This window comes from Burkholderia sp. Bp9143 (genome assembly GCF_003853645.1).
Lineage (GTDB): Bacteria > Pseudomonadota > Gammaproteobacteria > Burkholderiales > Burkholderiaceae > Burkholderia.
This window is the reverse complement of the sequence record NZ_QTPO01000075.1, coordinates 1-16,239: the sequence shown is the minus strand read 5'-3', so window position 1 is coordinate 16,239 and position 16,239 is coordinate 1. Positions and strand designations below refer to the sequence as shown.

The following is a 16,239-nucleotide window of genomic DNA, read 5'->3' as shown; positions in this document are numbered from 1 at the left end:
AGTTATTTCTCCGTTGCTTCCGTGTTCGGGCGGAACGCCGTGACCTGAAAACCGGCCGGGTTGATGTATCGCTGCTTCGCGGTCATCAGTTTCTTGTCGTACTGATAGGAAACGGTCGCGATCCAATGCACGGTCGGTTCCGGCTCGGGGCGGCTCCTGAACTTCTTCGTGGTGGTGTAACGCACCGTCGCAATGCCGTGCTCCGTATCGAGAATGACGGAATTGACCTTCACGGTGGTCATTTCGGAATCGCCAAGCTGCTTGTCGGGCGCGTTCGGGCCGTTCCAGCGCTTCTTGTACTCGTCGGCCAGCGCGCCCGTGGCTGTCAGGTTCACAAAGTCATAGTCGGCTTGCGAGGAATAGAACTCGTAGCCGGTGTAGTGATAGACGAATTGCGCAACCCAATACCCGTCCGTCAACTCCCCATAGCTGGTGACCTTGCCGCCGGGAAGAATAGAAAGCTCCTGAATCGCTCCCGTCGATGAGTCGCGCCAAAGAATGTGCTCTGCGATCGGCTCGCAGTAACGCCAGATCACGAAGGCGGCGAGCAACAGCGCGAAGATTCCGAAGCCGCCAAATCCGCATGCAACCTGCCACGCGCGCTTGCGCGAACGCAGGATTTCGTCGGTCAGGTCGAGCTCCAGGCCTTCCCGTTCTTCGAGATATTTGTCGAGCGCGTCAGCCGTGACCGGCTTGCGCAGTGCGAGCTTATTCATCATCGTGTGGTTCCTCCAGCATTCGCGCCCGTCGCCGGCTGCGGCGTGGCGGTTCCTTGCAGTTCATCAGGAATGTTTTTGTTGACGGAAACAAGGTGGCTCATGTCAGGCTCGGGCGGCGGTTTGATGCTGGCGCAGCCCGTCAAGGAAATTAGTACTGCCAACATGGCAAAAATTACGCATCGATTCATGGCTGGTTCTCCCGGCGTATGGTGTTAGGAACGGCTCTGCGCGCCTTGTGAGCCTCGCGCGTAGTTGTAGCCGCTGCTCGCGCTGCTGGCCGAGCTGCCGCTTGTGCCGCCCGAACTGGAGCCGGAGCCACTACCGCTGCTCGATCCGCTTCCCCTGCCCGATCCGCCGCTCGATCCGCCTCCCTTGCCGCCTCCAGCCCCTCCACCGGCTCCGCCACTAAGTGAGGAAATGTGCTGCGCGAGCTTCGTGCTCACGCCGTTGGTAAGCCTCGCGGCGAGGTCGGGCAGCGACTTCAGCAGCACAACCGCCATAACCGTGACAATGGCGGCCGAAATGATCGACATGAGCACGCCGGCATCGGGGTTAGGCGTCGCGGCCGCCGATATCGCGTTGTCGAAAAATTTCATGAACATGCCGAAGCTCATCGCCGTCATGGCGATCAGCGCGATGTAGTTAAAGACTGAGCCGAGCCAGTTCCCGAAAAAGCTCACGAGCGGCGGCGCAATCAGCAGGAAAATGAAGATCGGGCCGAACACCACCGTTACGGCAAGCAGGAACTTGGCAAGCAGGATCGAGATAGCGCCGATACCGCAGATAAGCACCGTCGCCAGCAGCACGACGAGGGCCAACAGCAACGCCACAAGCCCTTGCTCTGACAAGATACTTGCCTGCGCGAACAGCGTTCGCATGACGGTCAGAGAATGATCCATCGCCTGGTCAATCATCGTTGCGATGGCGCTTGTGCTGCTGCCGGCCGTCGAGCCATTGAGTAGCAGCACGGAGCTGAGGCTGTCCGGCAAGCTAAGCGCCCACGTTGCGAGCGTGGCCGCGTAGAGACCTCCCGTGCCGGCAATGGCAACGATGGCGTAGTACTGCATGAACTTCTTCACGAGCTGCGATAGCGGCTCGCCACTTGGCATCAACATGGTCGAAACGCCGTCGATCAGAAGCTGGATCGTCAGGCCGACCGCCGCGATGGGCGCAGCCCACGAGACGATGCGGCTTACGTTCTCGGCAACGATCTGCGTCGTTACCGTGTCCATGTAGGTGAATATCTGCGTAACACCATCGTAGGCCATTGCCGTTCTCTCACTTAGCGGTCAGGTTGGGCGCAGTGTTGCTGCTTTGCCCGCCGTTCCGGTAGTAGTCTTTGCCGTTGATGTAAATGTCCGATTCGGCGTTCTGCGCGTTCGCGCAGTTGGCCGAAATCTGCTTCGCGGCGTCATCCTTGCAGCTCGCGACCTCGGCTTTGCGTTCGGCGTCCTGCTCGCGATACCAACTGCGCGTGTGCGCTTCTTCCTCCTTGTTGTTGCACGCCGCGAGAATGAGAACCACGAGAATGAGCGTTGCCTTTTTCATGCTGGACTGTCCTTATTGGCCGGTGATATTGGGAGCGGAATTCGATTCGCTATCGTCGCCGTACAGGTAGCGCTTTTGGGCGACGGCCTGCTGTTGGCGCAAGAGGTTGTCTTGCGCCTGCTGGCCCATTGCCATGAGCTGGAGCTTGGCCTGTTCGCCGTGGATAGCGCCCTGGGCGGTCTGGATGCGTGCCTGTAGATCCTCGATCTGCTTTTGCGTCGTGGCCTGCCCGATCTGGTTCGTAAGCGACTGCATATCGTTCAGCTCACGCATTTCGTTGTCGTAAGCCTGCTCGGTCATGGCGCGGTCGTAAGCGCCCTTGGAATGCAACTGCTGGTTGATGAACGTCAGGGCGTCGCCGCGGCCCATGCCCTGAATCTGGCTGTCGAAGCGCGAAAGGATGGACGAGGCCGAGCCGGACACGCTCGATGTGCTGTTCATCGCGTCCGAATAGACCTGCTCCCAGTTCTGCGGCAGATTGCCTTTAAGCGTCGAAAGGCTTGTCGGCAAGAGGTTCTGGTACTGGCCGATGTTTCCGGTAATGGCTGCGTACTGACTTTCGGCCTGCTGCAACTGCGATTTCAGGTTAGCAATCTGTTGCGCGAAGTTGGCGGCCTGCTGCGCGAACGAAGTCGGGTTCGTCACGACGATCTGCGCCTGTGCGCTTGCGCACGAGGCGGCCAGTACAGCGGCGGCTACGGTGGTCCTCACGAACTTCATGGCGTCTCTCCTTTAACGGCCGGCTTTGCGGCCGACGACTGCGGCGTAATACTTCGGCAACCACACGTCAGGATCATCGGTGCCAAGGTCACGAATGAGCTTTTCAAGCCGATCCGCGTTGTCCGGCGTGCCCGACAAGATGCTGATTTCTTCGTCCATGCCTTCGAGCTTCATGCTCGCCAACCCGGATTGGCCGCCCTGACGAATGAGGAATTGACGGCTGTTCTCGGGAATCGACATAACCGCGTCGATATCGGCGGGCGGGCACTTCAAGCCCCTGTCGCCGTAGTCCTCGCGGTCGGCGTCGCGGTTTTCGAGCAGGACTTGCGTAACCATCTGCTGGATGATGGTTTTGCCGATCGTGCTGGAAATGGCGTCGTTCGGCTCCTGCGTCGAGAACACATAGATGCAGTCCTTCTTGCGGTCATTCTTGATGCCGCGCTTGACCTCGCGAACCATGATCGGGTCATCGAGATACTGTGCGAACTCGTCAAACACCTGAATGAAGCGGCGCTTGCCGTCGATCGTTTCGCGCACGCGGAAATTCAGGTACATCAGCATCGGCGTGCGTGTGACCGGTGCGACTTCATCCTTGCCAACGAGAAATTCGGTCAGGTCGAACGCGTTGATATCGTTCTTGCGGAAGTCGAGCAGGTCGGCGTCGTTGTCGAACAGCCAGCCGTACTCGCCGTGGCGCGTCCACGGCAGCAGCATCGCGGCCACGGTCAGGCGCATGCTCGACGTGCGGTGCGGCTTCTCGCAGTGCTCCATGACCGCCGTAAGCGTGCGGCTGTCCATCGGGATATAGGACTTGCGCGCTTCCAGCTCGGCGGCGCTGAGGCCGGCGTCGATGGGCGGCCCCATAACGGCGTCAATGGCGCTGTTGAGCGTGTCCAGCTCGGGCTGCTCCATCGGCTTGCCGTTCAGCGTGATTTCGCAAAGCACACGCAGCAAACGCTTGGCAAAGGCGATGTGAATAAGCGTGGGCGTGAGCTGGAGCGGCTGCCAGCCGGTATTCAGCCCTTCTTTCAGCACCGTGTAATGGCCGCGCAGCGCCTTGACGAGCGGATACATGCCGCGATCACGGTCATAGATCGCCATGCGCGGGTCAATCGAAACCTCGGTCGAGAACGTCAGCAGCGCATTAAGCGTGGTCGTCTTACCGGAGCCGATGCGCCCGAAAATGCCCGTCACGCCTGCCGGCCGCTTACCAAACGAGCGCTCAAGTTTCGGCGTCGAATGGAAGTTGAGGAAAAGCGGTGAGCCGCTCACGCCGCGAAACAACATGATTGCGCGGCCCCACGGGTTATCCGTTGGCTTGCCCGAAATGAAGTTGTGAAACGACGAGAAACAAAAAAGGTTCCAGCTATTGACTGGCACCGGCCGGGGCATCCAGGCGGTATTGCCAGGCAGGCGCGAGTAAAACGCCGCGTCTGAGGCGAGGCTGACAGCGCCGGCCGATATGCCGCACTGGTTCATCATGACCTTGGCTTGGCGCGCGGTCTGCTGCGCGCCATCGGCCGTGAGCGAAACAACGTGCATCACGGCATAGTAAAAACCCATGATGATGCGGCCCGCTGCAACGTCATCGCGCGCCGTGCTCAATTCCTCGGTTTGCGACTTGCTCGGGTCGTTCGTCTCCATCATGGAAAGCTGCTGATTGCGCAGAAGCACGCGACCGGCCGCACGCGACATGCAGCAAAACACCTGCGTAAGCACGAACTCAAACGGCGCTTCCATCAAGAGATTGAGCTGGCCCGGTTCGGTGTTTTCCTCGAAGTCGTGAACCTCGATGCCCGCCATATAGAGATTGCGCTCGACGGTGCGCAGCTCGATCACATCGCCAAAAAGCGAGCTGACCGGGCGATTCGTCATCAGGTAATCGCAGATGCGACCACGGCACACCGGCACGATCGACCATTCGCCATTCGCAAGGAAGCTGAACCATTCGAGCACGCGCGAAAAGACGTGCCTTTGCGCGAGCGGCACCGGCTGTGCCGGCACGCTGGTCGGCTCATCGGGCGGCAGCTCGGCCAACAGGTCGCCTTCGGGGTCGTCGTCGTCCGGGTCGTCGTCTTCGATATCGGGGGCGCTCTCGGCGTCCTCGATGATGTTGCCGTTCTTGTCGCGGTAATAGAGGGTCAACGGCTCGATGCCGTAGGCGCTCATTGCGCCCATTAGCTGAGTCGAAATGTCCTCCAGTTTCTCGATTGCCTGCTTCTGACGTTCTTCGAGCTGTTCGCGCGACGGGCGATCAAACTTCGAAAGGAACTGCTGTGCGATATCGCCAACCGGGTTGTATACGACCGTCAGATACCAGTCGTTGACCATCAGCGGTGCCTTGTCGAACATCTTGCGGCACTTTGCATTCAGATCGCGAGCAAACTTGGTCGGAAACTCGCCGGCCGGGTAGCTCTCGATCTTGTGATGGTGCAAGTGCGTCCAGATTTTGACGTGCTCGTTGCCGATCTGCTTCGCAACGTGGTTGAGGTCTAGCACCCAATGACGCAACGTCTCATCGGTGGCACTGGCGTGCGTTCGGCCTTGAATGCGGAACGCAATGACGTATTCGCCTCCGACTGTGCTGACAATCGTAGGCGTGAGGTGCTGCGAGTACGGAATGAACTGCGTAAACGAAGGCTCTTTCACAAAGCTCTTGTTCTTTTTGATCTCTCGAGTAGCAACGGCCATGCTATACCTCGTCTCGGTGGTCCTCTTTGATTCGGTCGATGTAGCTGACCGGCGAGAAACTAGAGCCTTTCCATAGCGCAGTGAGTCGCGAGTCGAACCGGTTGCGCACCTTGGTTTTGATCCATAGCCACAAGATGCGGAACATGCGTTCGTCGTGTTTCGTTATCGCGTACTCGACCATCCACAGCAGCGCGAACAGCAACATCGCGTACAAATGGATGAACATGTACAAGGCACCGCAGAACATGAAAGTTCCAAGGAGCACGGTGCGCGGCACGAAAAACCAGCACGGCACACGCGTAGCCCCCTTGAACAGCGGAAATTTCGCGGCCATCACGAAATCCAGTAGCCGACAATCGCAGAAGCGGAGCCGGCGACGATCAGGCCAATGACCGGATAGACGAGCTGGTGCAGCTTGAGCATGTGAGCCATGAGGCCAACGCCCATCGCGACGAGAATCATTGCGCAGCCAACCGGAACCCAAACCATCATCCAGGTCTGTGCGGAATTGAGGCCGGACGCGCCCGTATCGACGGCAAAAGCCTGCGTGGCCGCAAGCAGGAACATCAGGCCCACGGCGACTTGCGATGCTTGAATCTGCTTCTTCATCGGGGTTCACTCCACGGTTAAGTTTTCGGACTCCCATTCGAAGTCCGATAGAGACAACGCACACTCTTTGACGCCAACCTGCGTGTCGATCCAATCGACCAGCGCGCGCAAGTCAGACCACGTTCTAGGCTCCAGCGCTTTCTTGACGCGGATCGAGCACGTATAGGCCTGGCCGGCTTCGTTCCGAATGTCGATGAACGGAATCCACTGGCGAGACTCGATGCGATGAATCACAACGCGATCGACCTGCCATTCGCGCAGGATGCTTTCGAGCTGGCTTTGCATCGCCAGATACACAACGGTTTTCATTGGCCTCCTTTTGCTGAAACACGGCTCATGAACGCGCCGAGTTCGGGATGGGCGAATGCCCCTTCTTCGATTTGCCCTGCCGCGCCCTGCTCGCCGCCCTGCGTGGCCGGGTCGGCTGCGGGCTGCGCGGGCACGACTGCTGCGATGGCTTGCCGGCGAACCGGCGTCGCGCTCGATGCGCTCGGGCTGGTGGGTGCGCCCGCATCGTTCGCATTGATTGGCCCGTCCATCAGCTCTGGCACCTTGTAGCGAACCTGAGCAACGACGCGTTTGACGTAGCCGTTTGCAAAGCCCTTGCTTTGCGAATCGGTGTTGTAGCAAGACAAGGCGCGCTGCAAAGCGCCCTGCCCTTCTCCAACGGCCTGTACCGCACGCGCATAGCAGTTGCCGAGAATGAGGGCCGCCGCGCGCAAGTTGGTGCAAGGGTCTAGGAGCTGTTCACCGGTAAGCCCTAGACTGCGAAAATTGCCAGAATTGATCTGGGCAAACCCAACGTCATAATTCCAGCCGCGCTTGTTGAGCAACGCGATGGCGTCGCGTGCGTCCTGCTCGGTCGCGGGTTGCCGTGGCAGGCTGTTACCGCCGTTGACGTTGATGGCGTATTGGTTGTTGTGAGACTCGGCGCGAACCAGATACGCGAGCGTCAGAGGATGAATGTCAGGCGCGCACGTGCGGGCCAGCGCGAGGATCTGCGGTGACAACGCAGCAGGCGTCGCCTCCGCAACCACGGGCACGGCCATGATTGGCACGAGAGAGAGTGCGGCGAATTTATTCACACATCCTCTTTTGTACGAAACGGACAGAGTATATTATGGAAGCGTAATCAGTGAGAGGCAAGGATAAAAATGCGAGTCGGCGTCTTGTCAGAAGGCAGGATGGAACCGTGATCGAGTTCGTACCGTTCCCCTCAAAGACGGCACCGGGAGGCGAGGCGCGTTACCGCGACCCTGCGAATCCGCTCAACACCTGGTCTGGGTGGGGCCAACGGCCTGCATGGGTCGTGGCCTACCTAGATCAAGGTCGAAAGCTGGAGGAATTCCACATCCCCAACGCCGCGCCGATCACGCGCCCGAGCTATCGCGATCCAGAGAATCCGGCCAATACGTGGTCGGGCTTCGGCCGGCGGCCGGCGTGGTTGATGGCGTACTTGAAGGCAGGTCGAACGCTCGATGAATTCGAGGTGACGGAAGAAAAGAAAGGATGAGACATGGGACAGGTCATTCCAATTAAGACGGGTAAGCGTGTTCGCCGCGAACGTCGCGCACGGAAGTTCGCCGCGCTCTTTGAGCGCGCTACACCGGCCCTGGCCGGAGCTGCTCGTTTAATTGGTCGCCTGTTGCGTGATACCGCGTGGATGCTCGCGTGCGGCTCTCTTCGTCTTTTTGGCCGCTACATACGGTTTGGGTTGACGCTTGTTGTTCTCGCGGGCCTCGTTGTCCTTGGTGTCGAATACGCTCATCACTGGCCGCACCCTCGGAATGCGATCATCACAGGAGTCGTGATACTCGCGCTGCTGGGCCTGCGTGAAGCGTTGATTAGACTGGAACGCCGAGCGCTCTTTTAAGCCCCCTTATGGAGATAACGCCATGAAGAAGAAAGCTCTTTCATGCGCCCTCGCACTCATCCTTGGTTTGTCAGGCCCGCTCGTTGCATTTGCTTCGCCGTGCGATTCCCTTGTCTGTATGACTGGCAAGGCAATGGGGCAGTCCGGCGGCGATAACTGCAACAAGCCGATCAGCGATTTCCTGTCCATCAAGAAGTTTCACCACGGGCACCTTGACCTAAGCGCGACGTCAGATGCACGCAGGCAATTCCTCAACGAATGCCCTGACGCCAACCAGTCCAACGCGGGCAATGTGGATCAGGTTATCAGCCTCTTTGGCGCGATGGAATAACCTGTAACGGCACAGTTACGAATTAACCTTTTTTGATATTCGATAATTGTCTCAGATTACCTGTCATATTTAACAGCTTGATTTTAGTGTTAAAGCCTGGTATGGAATTATTCATATTGGGTAAAGTAATGGCGAAATAAAAAGGGAGAGAAGTTGCCTTCTCTCCCTTTTTCGTACTGCGGCGGCTATTAGAGCCTTCTCCCTAGAACCCGACTTCCTCCTCGCTGATTTCAGCCGTCGAACGCTGCGGTACTACGTCAAGCGCGATGCGAACAGAGTTGTCGGCGTTACGCTTGCGACGGCCAAACACGGTGAGGCGCGGTGCTGCCTTCCAGTCGTCCTCCGTGTACTCGTTTTCGACGCCAGGCGTCAGGGGCAAGACGGTGAGATAGCCTGTGTAGTCCGGCGACTTCTCCGTCTTCTTCTTCTCGCTGCGAAAGAGTCGCCCCGAGAAATGCACCTGCCCTTTCGCGCCAATCGACAAGTCGAGAAACTGCGTATCCGAACCGTTGCGAGCTTCCTTGAGGAAGGCCGACAACGGAACCGATACCCCTTCGAGCTTGATCGAACCTGTAAACATCGGCCCGTTTGCACGGGCATGGTCGGCATCTACAGGAAACAGAGCGGCGGTGGTACGGGTCGTTTCGGTCAACATGATGAACCTCCTTCAAGGGTATGAAAAAGGCCATCCGGGAGCGTCGAGAGACGCACCACGGATAGCGCAGTGCGTCTCTCGACAACCCAAAGGTAGGACAAAAGGCAGGAATTCTCAAGCCCGATACAGCGGTTTCGGGCTGAGTGTACTTATTGCGCCTCGGTGATTGCCGCCGCGTCGTCCAGCTCGGCCGGCTGGCCGTGCTGCTCAAACGTGGCCGTCAGAATGCCGAAGCTGTGGCGCGCGGCATTACGCACGGCCGTTGAGGGGCTTTCGAGCGTTGCGCCAAGCAATTCCGCCGTGGAGTTCACGAACCAGATTGGCGACGTGAGCACGCGCCCAGGGAATGCCGTGCTGAGGCCGTCGATAAGCCGCTGCGCGGCTTCCTGCGCGTGCTTGTTCGTTGACCAGGCAGACGGCAGCGCGAGCGCGTTAGGCATCGCCTGCATGTCGAGCGCGACGGCTTCTAGATCTTCCTCGGATGCGCGAAACGGCAGGATGGTGAGGTGCGCCGCGTCGGCCATCGCCTTGTCGAACGCGGGACGGTTGCCGCCGCCGTCAACGATCAGCCAGCCGTTAAGGTTGCTCTGACTCGCTGTGAGTATCTGGGCCAGTGCGTTCGGGTCGCGCCCGTCGAGCACGCCATACGGGCGGCCCTCGGCCTTCACACGGCGATGGGGGTCAGTCAGGACATATGCGGCCGGCTGCTTGCGGAGAATCGCGCCTAGAGCCATCAGGTGCGCGGTCGTGGTTTTGGTCGTGCCGCCCTTCTGCCCGCCGACATAGACGATGTTGCTCATACGCCCCCCTTCTCTAGGACTTCAAGCATGATTTCCTGCGCCGACACCATGCGCCCGGTGTCCCGGCTGCGATCTGCTGCTGCTGCCACGTAACGCGCGAGAAGCGCACGCGATGGTCGCAACGTCAGTTGCGTCGTGTCGGCCGGCTCCTTCTTTGCCGTGGCCTTGGCCGCCTTTCTTGCCGGTGCGACCGGTGCTTCGGACGCCGCCGCGCCCTGCCCTGCCCCGCTCGGTGCCTCGGCCGTCATGGCGGGTGCTGCGGCCGGTGCCGGCACTGGCGCCGCCGCTGCCGCCGCAACCGGCACGAGTGGCGACGCTGCCGCCGCCCCGAGTCGAGCTGCCAAATCAACCACCCCTTTCGGCTGCTTCATTTCATAACCTCATAAAGTTATTACGTTACGGCGTTACGGCGTTATAGAGCCAAAGCGTTACAACCTCATGAGGTTATAGCTTCGAATTCGCTGCACCGCGAAGTTTTGACGCTACGCGGTTACAGCGTCATAGCGTTGTGACGTTGTAACGTTGTAACGCTATAGCTCTATGACGTTCTGACGTTTCAACCTCTCAACTGCACAACGCCATAACATCATACACCACTAACGCCATAACTGCGAAACCTCTTAACGCTGTAGCTTTAAAACCTCATAACGTCGTAACTTTTTGACACAATAAAGTTACGACAAAAGCACAGAGAGTACGTGTACACGCTCTCCTTTTAACTAAAATAGAAGCGTGTACACGCACTCTATTGGAGCTGACAGTGAACCACCCGAACCGCGAATCCTGGCTGAACTTCGTTGCCGCGCGCATGGCGCATCTGTTCGAAGAACTCGACGCCCCGCTGCCCGAGCGCGTGCGTATTGCGATCGGGTTCACGTCCTCCGGTTGGAGAGGGAAGCGCATTGGCGAGTGTTGGGACAATCGTTGCAGCGATGACGGCCACTTCGAAATCTTCATCCGGCCCGACCTCGCCAACTCGCCCGAAGTCATGCCGATGGAAGTTGCCGCGATCCTCGGTCATGAGCTGGTACACGCGGCCGTAGGCATCCCCGCCGGTCACGGCAAAGACTTCCGCCGGGTAGCGAAGGGCATCGGCCTAGAAGGCCCGATGCGCTCGACCACGGCCGGCCCGAAATTCCGCACGGCGCTGGAGCCGATCTTGGCCGAAGCCGGCCCGCTTCCTCATGCCCGCCTGCGCACCCAGGCCGAGCACATCGAGCCGGGTACGGAACCGGGCGACGAAGGCGGCCCGAGCACGACCGCGCCGAAAAAGCAGACGCGCCGGCACATCAAATGCCATTGCGCCGAGTGCGGATACACCGCGCGCACGTCGCGTAAGTGGCTAGACCTTGCCGGCCCGCCGCATTGCCCGTTGCACGGCGCAATGGCCGTCGATGAAGGCTCCGACGATGCAACCGACGAGCTAGAAGCCGAAGAAGCCTAACCGCGTAACTTCATAACTTCATAACCGCGCCGTGTATAATCCACGGCGCATTGCTTTGCGGCTTCTCGATGCCATGCGCGGCCGGAAAACAGGCGGCTACGCCGCGAAATGACGAGCCGGCACCGCTTACGCGGCCCCGGCGGCGGTCTGCAAGGGCCAGTGGTTCACCCGCGCCCGCCCGTGGATGGCTGCGCTCACCACACCGCAAGGGTGTGGAGAGTCCCGGCCGCTGGCCGGGATACCGCACCCAACGCACCGGCTCCCCGCGAGCTTTTGCCTACGGCGTGACGCGCTGCGCGCGCCCAATTGAGATAAAAAAATCTCAACCGAGCGACTGCGGCCGACGCTTGCGGAAAATCGGCGCTGTGAGCCGTTTGCGATGGCATAGGTAGGCCAGCCCCTTAGCCGCTTCGCCGAAACGGCACCACGGGCCGCATTTCGCGCCGCAGGTACATTCGAGACTCCGGCCGCCCCCTTTCTGTAGACAAATCGGCGGTGGTGATGCGATTAACCGTCAGCCGGGTTGGTCCCCACAGGGACGAGTTGAGCGGGCGGGCCGGCCGTAGGACGGGCCGGGCGCGATTTATCTCGCTCTTAGACGGTGACGGGGCTTGCCCCGGCAGCGGCTTAGAGCCTCGGCTCCGCAGGCCTGGGTGAACGGGAGGGGTGCCGGGGCCGTCAAGGCGCGTAGCGCCGTGATTCCTCCGTTTGCGGGTCGGCACGGCCCGGAAATGGGGGCTAAATCACGCTACCCCGCGAAAAATCGCCCGCGCTAAAGCAGAGTGAGAAGGAGCGGCCCGCAAACCCTTGTCGCGCCTAGATCGCACCGACAACTCCAGCACCTCGAAAGACAACTCTGGCCGTTCGAAAGACAACTCCAGCCCCTCAAGAGACAAAAATCGCTTGATTTTTGTCTCTCCCTCGGTCATCCTCTGACGCTGGAAAGACAATTTCGCCGCGAAAAATGTCCGGCGAAAAACCGAATCGAGCGAGAGTAGCCCATGTCTGACGAAAAGCCGAACCTCCGATACCTCGAATTCTCTCCCCAGGTGAACCCGCTTCTGGAGCCGCGCCAAATCACGATCAAGCGTCGCTATGTGGATAGCGGCGTGAGGCGCGAGCTGATGGACTCCGATGGAGTCGTACAGGCCGCGACCGTCATTCGCAACATCGAGGAAAAAGACGATGCGGAGTTCGTGAAGGTTTTCGCGGCCGGCGTGTCGGCCAGCTACGACCTCTCGCGCACCGGCCAGCGTGTCTTTCAAGCTGTCCTCGATGAGTACCAACGCACGCCAATGCAAGGCGGCTTTGCCGATGCCGTGTATCTGAGCTGGTTCGGCGAAGGGCTGTCCGGCCGCGACATTGGCATGAGCGAAAAAACCTTCCAGCGCGGGCTGCGCGAACTGCTCGGCAAGTCGTTCCTCGCGCCCAAGCTGCCGAACGTCTATTGGGTCAATCCTGCCCTGTTTTTCAAGGGCGACCGTGTCATGTTCGTGCGCGAATACCGTCGCCGCAGCGCGCAGACGAAGGCCGTCGATAACGAGCAAGGCAAGCTGGACGTGTGAGCGTGTGGCTCACGCGTCCGGCGGCGTCGTGCTGGCTGCCATCGCGTCGAGCTGCTGCCTGCGGGCGTCGATGATCCGGCGCGCGACCTTCTCCATGATTGCCGGGTCGGCGTCGCACACGTCGATCATGGCGCTAATCAGCTCGGGCAAGTCGAGCTGCGGCCGTAACAGCGGATATGCTTTCAGGTGCTTTTTCGCGCGGCGAAAACTGTCCTCGAACACGAGGATAGCCTTTACACCGGGCGTCGGCTCCTTTTTCTTTGGCACGATCTTGCGCACGCCGAATGCCTCGGTTTCGTCCTCGGCCAGCCATTGGTCGGCCGTGAACGACACAACGCGGTCTTGCTTCTCAAGCTCGCTCATCCGTCACCTCCGGTTTGCGGCTCGCAGCAGCGGCAAGCCAGTCTTCCAAAGTGAAGTCCTCGTCGGCCATCCGCCGCACGTAGGGTAGGGCGCCAGGAAGGGGCAACGCCTCGGCCTTCCGGCCTGACCGCACCCACTCGCCCGTGAGGAACGCCACGAGCTTTCCGACCTGATAGCGGGTCGTGTGAAAGCCAGGCGTCTGATACAACGAGCGCACCAGCACCGGCACCAGCTCATCGGCGCGCTTCGCGCGGACGGTCGAACGGATCTGAAATCGCCAGGCGCGCTCTGTCTCGGTCGTCATGCGCCAAGTCAGGCGAACGCCGCCGCCGGCGGCCTTCGAGTGAGGCAGTTTCAACAGCTCATAACCCGTGACGTGTACACGCTCTCCAGCCTCTAGCGCGTCGTGGAGCTTTTCGAGCGTATGCGCGTCGTGCTGACCGTCTGTAACCATCAGGAACCAATGCAGCGTGCCGGCATTGCGTTCAAGGTCGGCAAGGATCAGCCGCGCGTTGGCCTTCCCAAGGCTCTTGCGATAGGCGCGCTGGTTCTGGTTCACGAACACGTCATAGCGCGTCGAAAACTTTGCGCAAAGCGCCTCGGCGCGCTCGGCCGGCACCGTGCCGGCCGTGTGGTGCCGGTAGCCGTGCCGAACGAGGTCTAGCAGCCGTTGCATCAACAACGTCTTGTATCGAATAACGCTCGGTTCATTCATGGTTATGCATTTTGCCTGGGAGGCCGAAATATGCTCAACGCATAGGATTGAATCGATCCATTCATTGATAATGCGGAGCCTTGCTGCACAAGGCTTTCCAGTTATCCGGGATGCTTCGCATTCCCGGCTAATTATAAGAGATTCCGCACGCGAAGCGTGCTTTCTTCATACGTTGCCACTACACTCAATTCGCTGACCGCCACCAGCGGCCCTAGCGCGCAAGCATCACTCTGCGTCGCCTAGGCCGCCACAAGCGGCCAGCGACGCAGCACCAGGGCAACCAACCCTTGCATTACCTGTTGCCCGAAGTGGTGTATCGCGCGAGCGGTTACACGGATCAGGGGCAGCCTCCATCGCAGTAAGTAGTCCGGGGGCTGACCACCCCTGGATTCCATCACTTCACGCGAGCCGCAAGGCTCAAGGCACGGCTACCAACCGTGCCGAGTGTGCTGAAGTCGTATGCGCGTAATGGCGCTGGTACGACTACGACGAGCGCTGGGCGGTGTAACTCCGCCCTTCGACTCAATCCCCGCGAAGCATTGGGGTGAGGTTGGGCGACACGGAAACGGGCACAGCGAGGAAATGCGCTACTGCCCTGTGCAACGTGAAAACGGGAGATGGCTTAGGCCGTCGCTAGCACCGTCTAGGGGCTGCGGGAAACCGTAGAACCTATGCCACACACGTAGGCTGCTGAGGCGTTCCGAAAGGGCGCAGGCGTGCAAGGGGAAACCTGGCGCACGCGGCACCTACCGGCGCAAGCTGGTGGGGTCGTTGTATAGCTTAAGCGTGTAAATGCGGCCGTAGAGGTCGCTATGTGGTGGGGCATCAAGCCTGTCTGAAGACGAAGCCGTTGACGGCACAACAGGTAAGCGAGCCGCTTTGGAATCTCGGGCCGCTGAAAACCTAAAGGGTGAGAGGGAACACCTCACTGTTGTTGCTTGAGGCGCAGGCGTGGTGCTCTGGCGCGCAGTTTGGCGTCAGTAACGTTGCACTAACGTGGGAATCCCTAAGGCCGATACCGGGCTGGTAACCCGGTGGCTATGGGAGGGAGAGTGGATCAGTAGGGCCGCACGGCGCAAGCCGTATAGCTATCCGTCGCGATTCGTCCGAAGCGCGGATAGCAGGCGAAAGCCTGTCCGAAAGTTCACGGCACACGTAAGCGTGAAGATGCGGGGTGGTTCCCGCAGTGGAGTGTTGGAACGGGCGCGGCTGGTACCCGCGCCCGTCTCGGGATTGGTCTCCTGAGGTGTCCAACGTGTAATTAACCCTTGAGAAAGGAGCTTGTCGTGGAAGCAAATCGCAGTGCAGTTGCCGGCCGTTTCGGTCGGAGTCAACCCGGCAGCCGTCAGGCCGGTGTCGTCAACAAGTCGCGCGCCTCGGTGTGTGCAAGTCAACCCGGCAGCGGTCAGGCCGGTGGTCAGGGCGGCCCGCCGTTTGGGGTCGATGGCATGAAAAAGCCGCGTGCTTCGGTGCGTGCAAGTCAACCCGGCAGCCGTCAGGCCGGTGGTCAGTACGGCCCTTTTCGGGTCGGTGGCAACCAGGGAACCGGCGCTATCGCGTCGTGCTCGCTGTGGCAAACCGGGGTTTGAACCCGGCACGTCAACCGACAAACAGGCCAAAAGCCTGTGTCAGTAGCGTCAACGTTGATGGCGTGGGAAGCCCTCAATCGCTGTACGGCCGCAGACCGTTTCTGCTCGGCAGGGTGGTGCGCCTTCTTAGGCAATCCGTTCGTGCTTCGGCACACGCCGACCCACAACCGGAGAGACGAAAGTCTCTCCGGTTCCTCCTAACTCCTGGAGAACGCCGTGTCGTTACCTAACGCATACGCCTTTCAAACCGCGCAATCGACCGTGCTTTCGACGGTCGTCCATGCGGTGCAATGGGCTAGTCCGTGGTATTGGATCGTGCTGGCAATCCCGCTTTTCGTGGTATCGGTGTTGCATCCGGTGCCCTGGCGCTTGCCGTCCAACGATGCATCATTCCGCGACTGGCTGGCGTTTATCGGCAGGCGGGCTTCTGTTATCACGCTGTATGTGTGGCTCTTGTTCGTGCCGCTCGTCGCGTTCTTGCTCTACGTCGCAATGTCCGGTTTCGGATTCGCGACGGCCGCCGCGAACTTCGGCGGCGAACTGCGCGCGCAGCTCGCGCAGTATTGGCCGATCATCCTTGCGGCCATCCTCTACGGCGTTGTGCTGCGGTTCGTGTG

At 60.0% G+C, this 16,239-nt stretch carries 21 protein-coding genes and 1 pseudogene; 7 read left to right on the top strand and 15 right to left on the bottom strand.

Annotated features, from left to right (window positions below):
- Positions 1-2: 2 nt before the first annotated feature.
- The 10 genes from DIE23_RS35955 to DIE23_RS35910 are packed head-to-tail and all read right to left on the bottom strand — an operon-like array spanning position 3 to position 7,372.
- A complete protein-coding gene (locus tag DIE23_RS35955) occupies positions 3-719 on the bottom strand; it encodes a virB8 family protein (RefSeq protein WP_124617250.1) in 717 nt (238 codons plus the stop codon).
- Positions 716-907: a hypothetical protein gene (locus DIE23_RS35950; protein WP_124617248.1), complete on the bottom strand. Its 192-nt coding sequence runs from the start codon at positions 905-907 to the stop codon at positions 716-718. Before DIE23_RS35950 ends, DIE23_RS35955 begins: the two co-directional genes overlap by 4 nt.
- Before the next feature lie 24 nt (positions 908-931).
- On the bottom strand, positions 932-1,987 hold the full coding sequence (locus DIE23_RS35945) for a type IV secretion system protein (protein WP_124617246.1): 1,056 nt from the start codon (positions 1,985-1,987) through the stop codon (positions 932-934).
- Positions 1,988-1,997: 10 nt separating this feature from the next.
- Entirely contained in the window at positions 1,998-2,267 is a 270-nt protein-coding gene (locus DIE23_RS35940; RefSeq protein WP_124617243.1) for an EexN family lipoprotein, read from the bottom strand.
- Between the two features lie 12 nt (positions 2,268-2,279).
- On the bottom strand, positions 2,280-2,987 hold the full coding sequence (locus DIE23_RS35935; RefSeq protein WP_124617241.1) for a type IV secretion system protein: 708 nt from the start codon (positions 2,985-2,987) through the stop codon (positions 2,280-2,282).
- 12 nt (positions 2,988-2,999) lie between these two features.
- On the bottom strand, positions 3,000-5,678 hold the full coding sequence (locus DIE23_RS35930; RefSeq protein ID WP_124617239.1) for a conjugal transfer protein TraB: 2,679 nt from the start codon (positions 5,676-5,678) through the stop codon (positions 3,000-3,002).
- A gap of 1 nt (position 5,679) precedes the next feature.
- Positions 5,680-6,012: a VirB3 family type IV secretion system protein gene (locus DIE23_RS35925; RefSeq protein ID WP_069620892.1), complete on the bottom strand. Its 333-nt coding sequence runs from the start codon at positions 6,010-6,012 to the stop codon at positions 5,680-5,682.
- The gene (locus tag DIE23_RS35920; RefSeq protein ID WP_124617237.1) at positions 6,012-6,287 is read right to left on the bottom strand and encodes a hypothetical protein; all 276 of its coding nucleotides are present in this window, start codon (positions 6,285-6,287) and stop codon (positions 6,012-6,014) included. Before DIE23_RS35920 ends, DIE23_RS35925 begins: the two co-directional genes overlap by 1 nt.
- Positions 6,288-6,293: 6 nt before the next feature.
- Positions 6,294-6,596 (bottom strand): KorA family transcriptional regulator, encoded by a 303-nt coding sequence (gene korA, locus DIE23_RS35915; protein WP_069620894.1) that lies wholly within the window; start codon positions 6,594-6,596, stop codon positions 6,294-6,296.
- Positions 6,593-7,372, bottom strand: a complete 780-nt coding sequence (locus DIE23_RS35910; RefSeq protein WP_124617235.1) for a lytic transglycosylase domain-containing protein — start codon at positions 7,370-7,372, stop codon at positions 6,593-6,595. Before DIE23_RS35910 ends, korA begins: the two co-directional genes overlap by 4 nt.
- 107 nt (positions 7,373-7,479) lie before the next feature.
- Here DIE23_RS35910 and DIE23_RS35905 point away from each other — a divergent pair, with 107 nt between their 5' ends.
- From DIE23_RS35905 to DIE23_RS35895, 3 genes are read left to right on the top strand one after another with little or no spacing between them, the layout of a single operon-like run.
- Positions 7,480-7,800 (top strand): H-NS family nucleoid-associated regulatory protein, encoded by a 321-nt coding sequence (locus tag DIE23_RS35905; protein WP_221623380.1) that lies wholly within the window; start codon positions 7,480-7,482, stop codon positions 7,798-7,800.
- Positions 7,801-7,803: 3 nt separating this feature from the next.
- On the top strand, positions 7,804-8,160 hold the full coding sequence (locus DIE23_RS35900) for a hypothetical protein (protein ID WP_124617232.1): 357 nt from the start codon (positions 7,804-7,806) through the stop codon (positions 8,158-8,160).
- A 22-nt stretch (positions 8,161-8,182) separates the two neighbouring features.
- Positions 8,183-8,491, top strand: a complete 309-nt coding sequence (locus DIE23_RS35895; protein ID WP_124617230.1) for a TrbM/KikA/MpfK family conjugal transfer protein — start codon at positions 8,183-8,185, stop codon at positions 8,489-8,491.
- A gap of 202 nt (positions 8,492-8,693) precedes the next feature.
- Here the strand turns inward: DIE23_RS35895 and DIE23_RS35890 are convergent, their stop codons facing one another.
- The 3 genes from DIE23_RS35890 to DIE23_RS35880 all read right to left on the bottom strand — a co-directional run bounded on the left by DIE23_RS35890 (position 8,694) and on the right by DIE23_RS35880 (position 10,317).
- Entirely contained in the window at positions 8,694-9,146 is a 453-nt protein-coding gene (locus DIE23_RS35890; protein ID WP_124617228.1) for a hypothetical protein, read from the bottom strand.
- 149 nt (positions 9,147-9,295) lie between these two features.
- Positions 9,296-9,946: a hypothetical protein gene (locus DIE23_RS35885; protein ID WP_124617226.1), complete on the bottom strand. Its 651-nt coding sequence runs from the start codon at positions 9,944-9,946 to the stop codon at positions 9,296-9,298.
- Positions 9,943-10,317, bottom strand: coding sequence for a hypothetical protein (locus DIE23_RS35880; RefSeq protein ID WP_124617224.1), 375 nt, complete (start codon positions 10,315-10,317; stop codon positions 9,943-9,945). The genes DIE23_RS35885 and DIE23_RS35880 overlap by 4 nt, the downstream gene beginning before the upstream one ends.
- A 389-nt stretch (positions 10,318-10,706) precedes the next feature.
- Between DIE23_RS35880 and DIE23_RS35875 the strand changes: the two genes are divergently transcribed.
- Both DIE23_RS35875 and DIE23_RS35870 read left to right on the top strand, forming a co-directional pair.
- Positions 10,707-11,390, top strand: a complete 684-nt coding sequence (locus DIE23_RS35875; protein ID WP_124617222.1) for a transcription elongation protein SprT — start codon at positions 10,707-10,709, stop codon at positions 11,388-11,390.
- A 1,001-nt stretch (positions 11,391-12,391) separates the two neighbouring features.
- Positions 12,392-12,955 (top strand): hypothetical protein, encoded by a 564-nt coding sequence (locus DIE23_RS35870; RefSeq protein ID WP_124617220.1) that lies wholly within the window; start codon positions 12,392-12,394, stop codon positions 12,953-12,955.
- A 9-nt stretch (positions 12,956-12,964) separates the two neighbouring features.
- Here the strand turns inward: DIE23_RS35870 and DIE23_RS35865 are convergent, their stop codons facing one another.
- Positions 12,965-13,318, bottom strand: coding sequence for a hypothetical protein (locus tag DIE23_RS35865; protein WP_124617218.1), 354 nt, complete (start codon positions 13,316-13,318; stop codon positions 12,965-12,967).
- A complete protein-coding gene (locus tag DIE23_RS35860) occupies positions 13,305-14,033 on the bottom strand; it encodes a hypothetical protein (protein ID WP_124617215.1) in 729 nt (242 codons plus the stop codon). Before DIE23_RS35860 ends, DIE23_RS35865 begins: the two co-directional genes overlap by 14 nt.
- Positions 14,034-15,319: 1,286 nt before the next feature.
- Here DIE23_RS35860 and DIE23_RS35855 point away from each other — a divergent pair.
- Entirely contained in the window at positions 15,320-15,622 is a 303-nt protein-coding gene (locus DIE23_RS35855; RefSeq protein ID WP_124617213.1) for a hypothetical protein, read from the top strand.
- A 216-nt stretch (positions 15,623-15,838) separates the two neighbouring features.
- A pseudogene (locus DIE23_RS35850) lies at positions 15,839-16,239 on the top strand (conjugal transfer protein TraC); the annotation flags it as partial.

What these genes read in the sequence shown, in the direction of transcription:
- DIE23_RS35955 (WP_124617250.1), bottom strand. Translation starts at nt 719, where the DNA reads ATGATGAATAAGCTCGCACTGCGCAAGCCGGTCACGGCTGACGCGCTC.
- DIE23_RS35950 (WP_124617248.1), bottom strand. Translation starts at nt 907, where the DNA reads ATGAATCGATGCGTAATTTTTGCCATGTTGGCAGTACTAATTTCCTTG.
- DIE23_RS35945 (WP_124617246.1), bottom strand. Translation starts at nt 1,987, where the DNA reads ATGGCCTACGATGGTGTTACGCAGATATTCACCTACATGGACACGGTA.
- DIE23_RS35940 (WP_124617243.1), bottom strand. Translation starts at nt 2,267, where the DNA reads ATGAAAAAGGCAACGCTCATTCTCGTGGTTCTCATTCTCGCGGCGTGC.
- DIE23_RS35935 (WP_124617241.1), bottom strand. Translation starts at nt 2,987, where the DNA reads ATGAAGTTCGTGAGGACCACCGTAGCCGCCGCTGTACTGGCCGCCTCG.
- DIE23_RS35930 (WP_124617239.1), bottom strand. Translation starts at nt 5,678, where the DNA reads ATGGCCGTTGCTACTCGAGAGATCAAAAAGAACAAGAGCTTTGTGAAA.
- DIE23_RS35925 (WP_069620892.1), bottom strand. Translation starts at nt 6,012, where the DNA reads ATGGCCGCGAAATTTCCGCTGTTCAAGGGGGCTACGCGTGTGCCGTGC.
- DIE23_RS35920 (WP_124617237.1), bottom strand. Translation starts at nt 6,287, where the DNA reads ATGAAGAAGCAGATTCAAGCATCGCAAGTCGCCGTGGGCCTGATGTTC.
- korA (WP_069620894.1), bottom strand. Translation starts at nt 6,596, where the DNA reads ATGAAAACCGTTGTGTATCTGGCGATGCAAAGCCAGCTCGAAAGCATC.
- DIE23_RS35900 (WP_124617232.1), top strand. Translation starts at nt 7,804, where the DNA reads ATGGGACAGGTCATTCCAATTAAGACGGGTAAGCGTGTTCGCCGCGAA.
- DIE23_RS35895 (WP_124617230.1), top strand. Translation starts at nt 8,183, where the DNA reads ATGAAGAAGAAAGCTCTTTCATGCGCCCTCGCACTCATCCTTGGTTTG.
- DIE23_RS35890 (WP_124617228.1), bottom strand. Translation starts at nt 9,146, where the DNA reads ATGTTGACCGAAACGACCCGTACCACCGCCGCTCTGTTTCCTGTAGAT.
- DIE23_RS35885 (WP_124617226.1), bottom strand. Translation starts at nt 9,946, where the DNA reads ATGAGCAACATCGTCTATGTCGGCGGGCAGAAGGGCGGCACGACCAAA.
- DIE23_RS35880 (WP_124617224.1), bottom strand. Translation starts at nt 10,317, where the DNA reads ATGAAGCAGCCGAAAGGGGTGGTTGATTTGGCAGCTCGACTCGGGGCG.
- DIE23_RS35870 (WP_124617220.1), top strand. Translation starts at nt 12,392, where the DNA reads ATGTCTGACGAAAAGCCGAACCTCCGATACCTCGAATTCTCTCCCCAG.
- DIE23_RS35865 (WP_124617218.1), bottom strand. Translation starts at nt 13,318, where the DNA reads ATGAGCGAGCTTGAGAAGCAAGACCGCGTTGTGTCGTTCACGGCCGAC.
- DIE23_RS35860 (WP_124617215.1), bottom strand. Translation starts at nt 14,033, where the DNA reads ATGAATGAACCGAGCGTTATTCGATACAAGACGTTGTTGATGCAACGG.